General features: G+C 63.4%; 8 protein-coding genes and 1 pseudogene. 6 read left to right on the top strand and 3 right to left on the bottom strand.

Features of this window, described 5'->3' with window-relative positions; genetic code table 11:
• Positions 1 to 215 precede the first annotated feature (215 nt).
• Positions 216 to 659 (bottom strand): hypothetical protein, encoded by a 444-nt coding sequence (locus ACFYP3_RS35850; protein ID WP_388842123.1) that lies wholly within the window; start codon positions 657 to 659, stop codon positions 216 to 218.
• Between the two features lie 654 nt (positions 660 to 1,313).
• Here ACFYP3_RS35850 and ACFYP3_RS35855 point away from each other — a divergent pair.
• From ACFYP3_RS35855 to ACFYP3_RS35870, 4 genes and pseudogenes are all read left to right on the top strand, one after another.
• On the top strand, positions 1,314 to 2,117 hold the full coding sequence (locus ACFYP3_RS35855; RefSeq protein ID WP_388842125.1) for a phosphatidylinositol-specific phospholipase C domain-containing protein: 804 nt from the start codon (positions 1,314 to 1,316) through the stop codon (positions 2,115 to 2,117).
• A gap of 111 nt (positions 2,118 to 2,228) precedes the next feature.
• Entirely contained in the window at positions 2,229 to 2,876 is a 648-nt protein-coding gene (locus tag ACFYP3_RS35860) for a hypothetical protein (protein ID WP_388842127.1), read from the top strand.
• Positions 2,877 to 3,124: 248 nt separating this feature from the next.
• Positions 3,125 to 3,292 (top strand): annotated as a pseudogene (gene tatA / locus ACFYP3_RS35865) (Sec-independent protein translocase subunit TatA); the annotation flags it as partial.
• Positions 3,293 to 5,439: 2,147 nt separating this feature from the next.
• Positions 5,440 to 5,931, top strand: a complete 492-nt coding sequence (locus tag ACFYP3_RS35870) for a hypothetical protein (RefSeq protein ID WP_388842129.1) — start codon at positions 5,440 to 5,442, stop codon at positions 5,929 to 5,931.
• A gap of 422 nt (positions 5,932 to 6,353) precedes the next feature.
• Here ACFYP3_RS35870 and ACFYP3_RS35875 read toward each other — a convergent pair whose 3' ends face one another.
• Positions 6,354 to 6,782 carry a DUF6207 family protein gene (locus ACFYP3_RS35875; RefSeq protein WP_388842131.1) on the bottom strand — a complete coding sequence of 143 codons (429 nt, stop codon included), beginning with the start codon at positions 6,780 to 6,782 and terminating at the stop codon, positions 6,354 to 6,356.
• Positions 6,752 to 6,919, bottom strand: a complete 168-nt coding sequence (locus ACFYP3_RS35880) for a hypothetical protein (protein WP_388842132.1) — start codon at positions 6,917 to 6,919, stop codon at positions 6,752 to 6,754. Before ACFYP3_RS35880 ends, ACFYP3_RS35875 begins: the two co-directional genes overlap by 31 nt.
• A 607-nt stretch (positions 6,920 to 7,526) precedes the next feature.
• Between ACFYP3_RS35880 and ACFYP3_RS35885 the strand changes: the two genes are divergently transcribed.
• Entirely contained in the window at positions 7,527 to 8,048 is a 522-nt protein-coding gene (locus ACFYP3_RS35885; protein ID WP_388842134.1) for a hypothetical protein, read from the top strand.
• 1,170 nt (positions 8,049 to 9,218) lie between these two features.
• Positions 9,219 to 9,866: a hypothetical protein gene (locus ACFYP3_RS35890; protein ID WP_388842136.1), complete on the top strand. Its 648-nt coding sequence runs from the start codon at positions 9,219 to 9,221 to the stop codon at positions 9,864 to 9,866.
• Positions 9,867 to 10,749: the final 883 nt, after the last annotated feature.

Here is a 10,749-nt window from a genome sequence, read left to right on the forward strand (position 1 = left end):
ACGTGTCGTCCGGCGCCACGAAGAACTTCACGATGATGCTCACCCGGGCATCATGCCCGACTGCCTCCAACGATGATCGGCCGGACAAGTCCTAGCAGTTCCTGCCCCGCCCGTTTCGGACGTCCGGCTCTGCGCCGCCACCGGCAATCGCCTTGTGCACCGCATCCTGCTCGCCTGTGCTGCGCCTCAGCGAGCTCCCGCCAGGCAGGGATATCTCACCCGGGACTGGCAGAGAGGGAGAGGCTGGGGGCGTGCAGGGTTCGTTTCGCGGAGTCGGACCAGACCTGCGCCGCCGCACGGCGTTCCATGGAGCGACCTCGTTCGGACAGGAGCGAGACGAGGGTCTCGTTCGTCTTCCGCTGCTCGCCGATGAAAGTATCCAGCTCTTGATCTGTGGCACCCCGGCCGATCCGGATGGCCAAGACGTCACCCTTGATGACACGGAGATCGGCAATGACCTCGTTCAGCTTGTCATTGAGCTGATCCGGCCCCTCGCGGGCAAATGGGATCTTCCGGCATCGCGTGCCTTCCGCATGAAGCGGTGTCTGTTCCCGCTCCCGTCGTAGGGAGGCATGGTCATGAACCGGGAAGATCAACACCTCGGGCACATGGAAATCGCGAAAGAGCCAGTATCTACTTGCCGCCGTCAACGCCGTCATGTCCTGGCCGCCGGGTCCTCTCCATGTCCAGAAGGCCGGCAGCGGAAGGAGGTGATTTTGAGGACCATAAACCGGCTACACCTTTCGAGGCGGCCGCTCTCCTTGGTCCGGCCTGCGGACTGTGGATGGCAGCCGCGGCGGCTGCCTGCGGTCGGCATGGGGCCTCGAGCTCGCTTCAGCATCCACGAAGCGGCTGCGGTTTCCGCAGGCGATGAGACGGCCGAGGATCACATATTTGCCAAGTGATGTCTTCCGGGGCCCGACGCATTAACTGTTCCGGCGAACCAGTTTCCTTGGAATTTGCCAATATGTGATGAGATCGTCTCATATGGCCCGTGTATTCGAGCAGAAAATTCCTCGACAAGCGCCTTATTTTCCGACTCGCTTCCCACTGGTCGCACTCCGCTTACCCGCGAGTGAGTGTATATTCCAGATAGTGTGCATTTCGGCATCGGATGGTCTGTCCGATGCCCTACAATTCTCTCCGACATAGGAGCCGGAATGATCCTAAATCGTCGCGCATTCCTTTCTTTAACAGCCTTGACCTCGGCGGGTCTCCTTGTTCCGTCGAGCATCAGCCGCACAGCCGCCATTCCAGTCGCATCGCGGGGCGTGACTGCCAGGATCAGTTCTGTGGATATAGGGCAGCGATGGATGTCGCAGCTGCCGGACGCGACCCTTTTAAAAAACATTACCATTCCTGGTGCGCATGACTCTGGGTCAACGCTTGGCGGTTTCGGTGATTATGCACGCTGCCAGAATCTCTCGATCGGTGTCCAGCTGAACCTGGGCGTCCGATACCTGGACATTCGGTGTTATCCTGACGGCGAAATTTTACCCATTTATCACGGTCTTTATTTCCAGGAGATCACATTCGGGGACGTACTGGCCCAGATCGGGGATTTCTTCGCCGAGAATCCGAAAGAAACAGTGATCATGAGGATGCAGCAGGAGAACGGCGGGGACAGCGCTACCTACAAAAAGATCCTCCGGGATACCTACATCGGCAAAGAATGCTGGAGGGGCCTCTTCTATCAGGCCACCTCGTTCCCGAATCTGGGAGCCGCTCGCGGAAAGATAGTACTGGTGACCGGTCTGCCATACATCGACAACACTGTATGGTGGTCGGATGCAGAACTGAAGAAACAAGACGAGTCGGAGGTCGGCCTGGACGCGAAGAAGAAGGCGATCAGCGATCACGTAAATGCCGCACTGAGCAACCCTACCGGCTTCTACATTAATCATATTTCGAGGCAGTGGGACCTTCTTCATGACCCTGAGTGGTATTCGCAACAACTCAACCCCTACCTGCTGGAATTGCTCCGCAAGCTGCGCGGGCAGTATCCGACAGCGTCGGCTCGCCCCCGCCTGGGCGTCATCGCTTTCGACTTTGTGAATAAAAGCCTCTGCCAAGATGTAATTGCCTGGAATTTTCTGGACGGCAGCGGCTCATATTAGACCTCAAAGAAGATAGGTTGGCGTTGCAGCTACCTGGCTCTGAGGAGGAATCCAACTGATCTCTCCTCGCCAGAGGCGGCCGCCAGCATTGCGAAGAAAGCCGGTCAACCAATGATTAACAGGAAGCAAACGAAGTATGGGCACCTTGCGGTAGCAGCGCTAAGTGCGGTCACGCTGGCTTTCGCCCAAAGCCCCGCTTCTGCGGCCAGCGCGGAGGAGGCAGGTGAGCGCCCCCAAGCCGTCGTCGAAACCAGTGTGGACTGGAAGATTAAGCTTGCGGAAGATCCGAAACTGTGCCTGAATCTTAATGGCGGCTGGGCAACGGATGGCACAGCCGTGCAAGTCGCTGATTGGTACTGCACCCACTCAAACGACAACACAGCACAGCAGTTCACCTACACTGCCGAGGGCAGGCTGAAGGTAAAGGACAAGTGTGTCTCGGCTATTAAGAGGAGCGGCGCTTGGGACACCAAGTTGGTGATCCTTGCGAGCTGCGGCGCTGCGTCAGTTCCACTTCGTTCTGGAGGTCTTGTCGCCATTTTCCCGGTGACGCAGAACTGGCTACGTGGTCCACTGGGAACCTTGCAATTAACAGGCACAAATTACTGTCTCTACGCACCCGAGGCCAAGACTGACACCAACACGGGACTTATCACGTGCGGCGACCTGAATGCAAAATTCAAGCAACGATGGATCTTCGCTTCCTACTACCAGGGTGATCTCGGCTGTCCGAGTCCGTCTACAAAAAATGTCCTCTAAAAAAGAAGCAATCCAGCCTGCGCAACAAAGGAAAACTGAGCGGCCGACAAAGATGGCCCCAGGCCACCTGGCCGGCGGGCCGAAATTGACGACTGTCCTGCCCACGACACTGCCAGTGTCCGGCGCGGGCGATGTAGCGGAACCTGTGGCGGCGCGGTGAGGTATCTTCTCCTCGACCTTGGCAAAGAAATTTCTGGCCGCCCGCCCTTCGTATTGCGCACCTCAGGGAAGAGAAGAGGGAGACGCCTATGTTCAGTAACTTCAGGGGTTGGGAAATATTCGTCATTTTCGGAGTCCTCGTCCTGCTGTTCGGCGCGAAGAAGCTCCCAGACATGGCCCGCTCGCTGGGCAAGTCGGCCCGCATCCTCAAGAGCGAGGCCAAGGCCATGAAGAAGGACGACGAGGCCGAGGACGCGGCAGGCTGATTCATAGTCGTGACGGTCATGCTGCGGTGCAGGTCAGACATCCCTATGTCATGGGAGGTCTAATGGGTCTTATGCGAGCCGTAGTTTCCCATCCGGCCCGTATGAGACCCATTAGGGATAGTCCGAGGAGGGCGAGTGGGCGGGTGAACGGCGTGTAGGAGATCGCTCGGAGTCCGGCGATGTTGTGGTGGCCGGCGTCGCGGAGGGTGTTGATCGCAAGGTTGCGGAGGGTGGCTATGCTCTCCGGTCCGTGTCCGGTGGGGCTCTTGCAGGTGTCCTCGGTGAAGGCCGCATGCCTGATGTGGTGGACGGCCTCGATACCTCACTGTGTCCTGGCGCTACGGCCGATGGGCTGGGGCGGGAGCCTGGGACGATGTCATGCTGGTGATGGCGTGGAAGGTCTGTCGGGCGCTTCAGGCTCGAGGGCCAGGCCTTTCCGTGCCCGTCGGCATCTGTCGATATCGGAATCGTCCCCAAGCCTGAGGGTATCGACGTGGCTCGCGACGGCGGTCGGGGCGTGCTGGCCTGGTGGGTTGGCTGGCGGTGATTACCGCATGGCGGTGCGGTCGCAGACCAGGCCGGCCAAGTACTCGCGGCGTCCGGCGTATCGCTGGAGTGGGCCCCACTGCTTGTGCTCGGTTGTGGCGTGTTCGCCGGGATCCGGCGGGAGGACTGGGCCCTGCGTGCGGGCCTCCCAGACGGCGATTTCATCAAAGCCCACCGTCCTTGCAGGACCTTTTTCGGCGGGGCGGTCCGCTGGTTGGGGAAGTCCTTCGCCAGTCCCGGTACCCGGCGTGACGGGTGATGCCGACAGGTTTCCGGCGGTGGGCGGCGCCGCCCGGGCGTCAACGGCCCTGTGCCGCGGGTCAGGATGGCTCCCGAACTGCTGTCGAAACACCGCTCTTCGACGTGAACCAAGCCAACGCGACGCGGCCGTCCTCACTAGCCTCTCGCTGAGGTGGTGGAGCATGACTGCGTCCTCGGTGTACGTGCCGACGTACGGGCCGTTCGATCCATCCGCCTGGAGTCGAAACGCAGCGCTGGAAGCGGTTCTGGCCGTCGGCGGTCCCGCAAGAGCCAGACCGACCAGGAACGCGCGGACCGCCCTGCCGCGACCCGTCAGGTGTGCCGAGTTGAACACGCCGGTCCCAAAGAGGTTCCCGCCCCTCGATGTGCCCTCACCGCCCCTACCCGCCCGCGGGACAGAGCGGCAGCCGGCCCCGGGCCAGGGGACAGCGCTTCATCCCACGTCGCGAAGCCATACGCGGCCCCGTGACTGCCTACGCCACCACTGGGCACCGAGCCGACGCGGCCACGTTGCGACTCCCTCGGCGAGTCCTGCGGATCCATATGGACACCCCGTCCGGTGGCTGCGAGGTGTCCGACCCCGCCCAGCTACCCGGACACCACGGCTGTGGCCGACTGGCCACGCTCACCGTCCAGCGGGGCGGCCGCACCATGCGTGCCTGCACTACTCACGCCGAGCCCCGGCGCTGTCTCGGTGGCGGCCGCCCCGGGTTCGTGTGGCCCCGGGTGACCGCCTGAGCCTCGTGTACTGGCGTGGAGCCCGGTAGGGGCTGCTCGACACGCTTGGTCCTGTCGGTTCGGCGGTTCCGACCCTTCAGATTTCGTGAATACGCGTCAAGTTGTCTTCACTGCCATGGCCTTCGACGTTCGGGGGAGTGGGCTGCGACTGCTGGAGGGCAGTGGCCGTGGCCAGGGGTTTCATCTGATCGTGCTGGTCTGGTGGGCGTTAGGTTCGGGGATACTTATCGGCCGAAGTTCCTGCGGCGTCCTGGGCGTGTGTCTAGTCGGCATGCAGGATCGCCTGACTTCCACGCCCCTGCAGACCGGCAGTTGCAGAAGGGGGCGTTCATGCGCAAGGACTGCGGGCACCTTGCTCCAGGCCTGTTCTTCTGTCTACTCCGGGTACTGCCGGACCGCTTCAACGGCCGTTCTGCCGTGCAAGACCGAATTGCATTTGTCATGCCCACGCTGTGCATGCTGCCGCCTTCCCTTGGGCGTGCGGCGAATGAGGAGTTGTTGATATGACCCGGTCCATGTCTGATTCCCCTTCCCCTTTTCCGTTCGGGAGGGGTTCCCGTCCTGGGCGAGGCCTGGGTGCCGCGCTCGCTGCCGTGGCTGTCGCCGGGGCCTGCCTGGCGTTGCCGGCTACTCAGGCGTCGGCCGCGACGCCGAAGGTCCTGATCCAAAGTGGTGCGTTCCGCGGCTTCAAGCTCTGCGCCAGTGCCGAAGACCCGTACTTGCACCTGAAGCCACTCCTGGCGGCCGATGCATATTGCGTGTGGAGGCAGTGGGGTGCCGACTCCCAGTTCACCCTCTACAACCCGGCCAAGGATCAGGTGATGGCCTACACCGGCGGCAATGAGGGGCTCGTGGTGATGGAGGATTCCGGTACCTCGCCCCTCGGCGTCAACGGCGAGCTGTGGTCCTGGGGCAGTGAGGAGGGTTGGGGCTCCCATGCTCTACAGTCTTTCTCCGACAGTGGCCAGAATGTCGACGCCAAGTCCCCCGGCGACCAGGACGTTCCGCGTACCGACCCGGTCCGTACACGGGGCTGGCGCCACGGGTACCAGCGCGAGCTGACCTGGAATCCTGTCGCCCTGTAACCCCACCCGCGGTGGTCCCGCGGCTTCGCGCGGTCATCAGTTCGTACTGCATACCGCTCGTGGGAGCCAAAACGGTCAGTGACGGAAGGCGCGCGCGGGCGCTGAGCGGCCGAATGGCCCCCCTGCGGGAGCCCGTGTTCGAGGTCTGTCTCGTCAGCTCAGCATCCCATCGGGGCCACTCGCACGGCTCATGCCCCGGTGCGGCGCCGCCGTCACAGTCGCAGGTGGAGGCGGGGCAGTCTGAAGACCGGTGCCGCTGACGTTGTCTCCAACGCCATGGGCACCCACATCAACCTCGCGATACCCGATCCTCAAGATGCCGCCGGACGAGTTCGACAAGATGCTGTACTTGCTCAATAGGCACAGGAAAGCCAGCCAACCCCTGCCAGTTGACCTGTCCCCGCTCAACGGTTTCTAGTCGGCTAACCACGGGCCCCGACTTCCAGCGCTGGAAGTCGGGGCCCGTGGCGGTTAGGAAGAAGCCCACAGCCCTGTGTCGCGCCGGGGTTTCGGTACGCCACCCAGGGGCTGGGACCCGGCAACAGCCGGGCACCCCCCGGACGTAGGACGTCCGTGTAAACCCTGGCCCGTACGCCCGGCTCGCCTGGAATCCGGCGGAGCGGGGTGACCTCGGAAGTGGCCCACCCCGCACCAAGAACTTCATCACCGTCGTGGCACTGTCGTCGTCCGGTCCGGGGATGCTCAGCACCACCAGACCTGTCACCGCGATGTTCTGCTCGTCGATCTGCTCCATGCCCTCCCGCACGAACCGCCGCTGGATACCGGTTTCGCCAGCAGCGGTTCAAGCGCCCGAACGAGCTCAGGCCATCCGCAGCGCGATTCGGGTCCATCCGTCGGCGACTGGAAGCTGATGACCAGCATCGTAGCCGCCCACGCGCAAGCCGACCCGGCAAAAGCGCCGGCGCTGGGCTGGTGTGAGGCGGTCCAGGTCGGTGGTGAAGCGGCGCAGGGCCTCGTAGGTCGGCACGCCGGTTCCCAGGAAGCGCAAAGCCCCCGGGGGCTGCCGGGGGCGGGGGTGTCTGCTCAAGTGGAAGGGAGTTGGTGACGTAGTGCGCGGCAGGATTGTCGCGCAGCACTTCACGTGTATCCCCGCACCCGGCATGCCCGCCGATGACACCTCGCCAGCAAGTACCAGGCGGCCCACCAAAGTGATCATCCCGAACCTGACCACCATCCTGCGGCGAACTGCGCAACGGAGTCGCCCTGCCCCATCAGTCAACTGACGGGAACTCGTGAACGATCGAGTCTTATGTCTCACTTCCACGCGCTGGGGGAATGCTGCGTTTGCGCCTCCCCCGAGGGGTGAAACGCTAGCAAGCTGTAGCTAGGTTTCAGCTCCAAAGAAAGGTGACGGGCTACCAGAGCCTCTCGCGGTTGTCGCTCAGTGAGCGTGTCGCTGCCGATCACGGCATCGGGCATCCCGCGATTCCAGTCGTTTCCCGCGGCTCCTCTCAACAACTGGCACCCTTTGTGGCAGTCGTTGCCGTGAACCAGAGCAGAAAGAAAGCATAATGTCTCCTCGTAAGCCCCTCCTCGGCCCTTCTCCTGTCAGGCTCGCGCACCGGACAGCAGCAGTGACACTGGCAGTAATCAGTTTGGGCGCATTGCCCCTGGCGCCAGCGGCATCTGCCTCAAACGCCCGCGTTCTTTCCGGTGTTACGTGTGCCGCCGGCGTTGTCACGGTTACCTTCAGCCCTGGCATCACCTTCACGCCCAGGGAAGTCAACTTCGAGCTGACGGGTAATCTGACTGGATGCATCTCCAGTAGTGCCCCCTACCTGCGAAATGGAAGCTTCACCGCAGAAGGACACGGCACCTTCAGCTGCACAGCCATCGACACTACCTTCGATCAGACGATCGAGTGGAAGAACTTGCAGGGAACGCCCGTCTCGCAAAGCAAGGCCTCCGGCACCACGACCATCGCGCTCAACCCTGCCGGTAACTCCGTCTATTTGTCCGAGGGCAGTGTCTACGACGGGGAATTCACCGGCCACGACTACAGCTCTGAGGGGGTCACTCTTACGACCCAAGGGCTCTGCGCCGACGAAGATGGTGTCACTGAGACCACAGGTACAACCACCGCCATCATCTCGTGACTGATTCCTCATGTGGTTCGCCAGGCCGCATGAGGAAGGGAGGAGCTCATAGCCCCGTCCGTGGCGTAGGAAGACCCGCAGGATACTGACCCGTCAGCGGGCGAGAGTGAACAGCCGGGGCGGATCAGCATATACGCCTCATCGGGCTTTCGATCAGAAACCAGCGAGCACCAGCACCGGTGCAGGATGTTGCACAGGCGTAGTCGAGTCGCAACATTCGCCAACGGCGACTCTGCTGCGCAATCCTGTGCGGTCTGGCGAGCCGCGCCGGGACCTCGCCTACCCGGTGGTGGCTGGGATGGAGGTCACGTTCGCCTGTGGTCGGCGCCCGCTGGGCCTCTCCCCTCGTTGTGGCAGCCCAGGCCGAGCAACGGCACTGGCGAGCTCGTGCGCTGCGGCGTCGGCAGGAGAGGACTCGGGGTGGTGCCTGGCCATGGCCGCCTCATGACGCCCCTGGCTGAGAGACTGTGAAGCAACAGGACACGCAGATCGGCCGCCAGGGGCCCCTCAGCCCGCAGTAGATGCCCGCGGGTGATCGTCTCCGCCTCCTCATGCCGGTCCAGCGCGCACAGGACACCGCTGGCCCTGGTCGGCGGACCGGCCACCTTCGCAACACCGCCCCCACGCCCAGCCTTTCGGCCAGGCTGAGGGTGGTGCGGCCAGCTGCACCGAGCTGTGCCCCGTTCTGGGAATTCCATAGTGCGCTGTCTCAAGTTGCAAGTTCCGGCCTGGCTGTTCCTGGAGGCCGATGCGCTGCGGGTGGCGTGCCGGCCACATGGTCCAACGGTGGTGTCGGTGCCGTGGGCCCGCCATGAGCGGCCACCTCCAAAGTCCCACAATCGGTCGGGTTCGTCACCGAACTGCCGTGTAACGTGGCCTGGGAATGTCCTGAAACGGGAGCGGCGTGAGATCGCGTAGGCCGTATGGGGGAAGTGTCGGCGACCCTTGCCGCAGATGGAAGTAGGTGCCGGGTCCATCCGATAGGCAGACGATCCGGATCCTCCAAGTCAACCGGCGTCTGATGCGCACCGTACGGGGCTGGTACCCACGGGTACGCGGCGGCAGCCGACCCTGCAAGTCACCACCGCGCAGCTCACGCCGAAGGGCGCGGCGTCGCCCAAGGCGGTTGCGTTCACGGCCGTCATCGAGCGGCTTAAGGCCTGCCGCACGTTGGGGAATTCGGAGAACCCCGCTGCCGCCCAAACCTTTCCGTCCGATGCGCAGCTCGCGGTCGGCCCCACCTACATCGTCGAGGTCGTCAACCGCTCGGGGCAGATCTGCGACAAGGCCGGCGCCGCTGTTGGCGGCCCCTTCGACCCCCGTGGGAACTGGACCGTCTACATCGCGGGCAGCAACACCAGCAACGTCCTGCAGGACCAGCCGAAGCTCGGCTGCAGCAGCGACAAGGTCACGCTGAGCTGGAACAACTACGACCTGAAAACGACCCCCCGGGACTTCCTGGGGGTGGTGACCGTGGTCGTCAACAAGGCGGATCTGCTGGCCGGAGGCAACATCAGCTTCACGACGTTTGCCCCGGACACGAACCAGTTCCAGGTCGTGCCGGCCACCTCGCTGGCGGCGGTCAACGACCTGCTCGCGATGGAGCACGACTCGCGCGACCCCACCAACGTGGTGGTGCACACGTTCACCGGCGTGCCGGGCGTCAGCACGGTCACCCACACGGAGAACACCATCGCCATCGGAACCGCTGACGGTCCGCCGGCCGCCGTGCAGCCGGCCGGGGGCGATGCCACCGTCGAGACGAATGACAACCGGATGTTGTCGGTCGCCTGGCAGACAACCCCTGTGGGGCAGTAAGTTCGCACTGGTCGGCACGGAGAGGGGTGCTCGGCCAGTCAGGACCCGGGGCGGCCCGGCCAGGGCCAGGGCTAACCTCTCCAGCGCCCGGCGCAGGGACGGCGTTCGGCGTGCGAACCGTTCGGTGAGCCCCTCTACCTACTCGACGAACGCGCGGCGGGTCTACTCCGCCAACTGGCGCAGGAACCGCCGTGCCGCCAGGTCGATCACGACCTTCTGCCCGGAGACCGCCAGGCCTGCAAGCCGTCGGCGGTATCCGCCATGGACGCGCGACAGGAGACCGTGCCGCAGCCCGGACAGGAGGCTTCCCGGGACCGTGTCCTCACCGAGAAGGCCAGCGTGTCATCTTCCGCCACGACGTTTCTCCACTGGCACCGCCCTCAGATGGGGAGAAGGCCGTCCAGAGCTCGCTGCAGTCACACGAGCACCTGTTCTGCCAGCGCTTTGTGATGCCATGTCACTGCTCCGCAAAAAAGGCGTCAGAACCGTACTACTGACCGCGGTCACGCGCGGGCCCGGGCACAAGGATCGATGTCTTCACCACATCACTCGCTGAGGTTGCAGAACACACCAAGCGCAGGCGTGGCAGACACGCACACATGCCGAAGCTCCGCTGCGCGCAAAGGGACCTGAGGCGGCATTTGCGGCAAAAAAGAGCTTCGGCAGTTCTGTCACCCCTATCCTGCCCTGGCTCTGCAAGGTCAGGGCTGACCTTGCAGAGCCAGGGAGAGCAGACTATGCGGGGCCGCAAAGGGCAATGGCGTACCCTGTTCCGCCACCAGAAGCAGTGAGCCTTTTCAGCGGTGAGTCTCCAGGGTGAGGATGGCTCGGGCGATTGACGTGAGGTTGTTGGGGCTGAGGCGGGCTTTGCGGAGGATGCGCC

The sequence above is a fragment of the Streptomyces sp. NPDC005533 genome (assembly GCF_042871845.1).
In the GTDB taxonomy this organism is placed as follows: domain Bacteria; phylum Actinomycetota; class Actinomycetes; order Streptomycetales; family Streptomycetaceae; genus Streptomyces.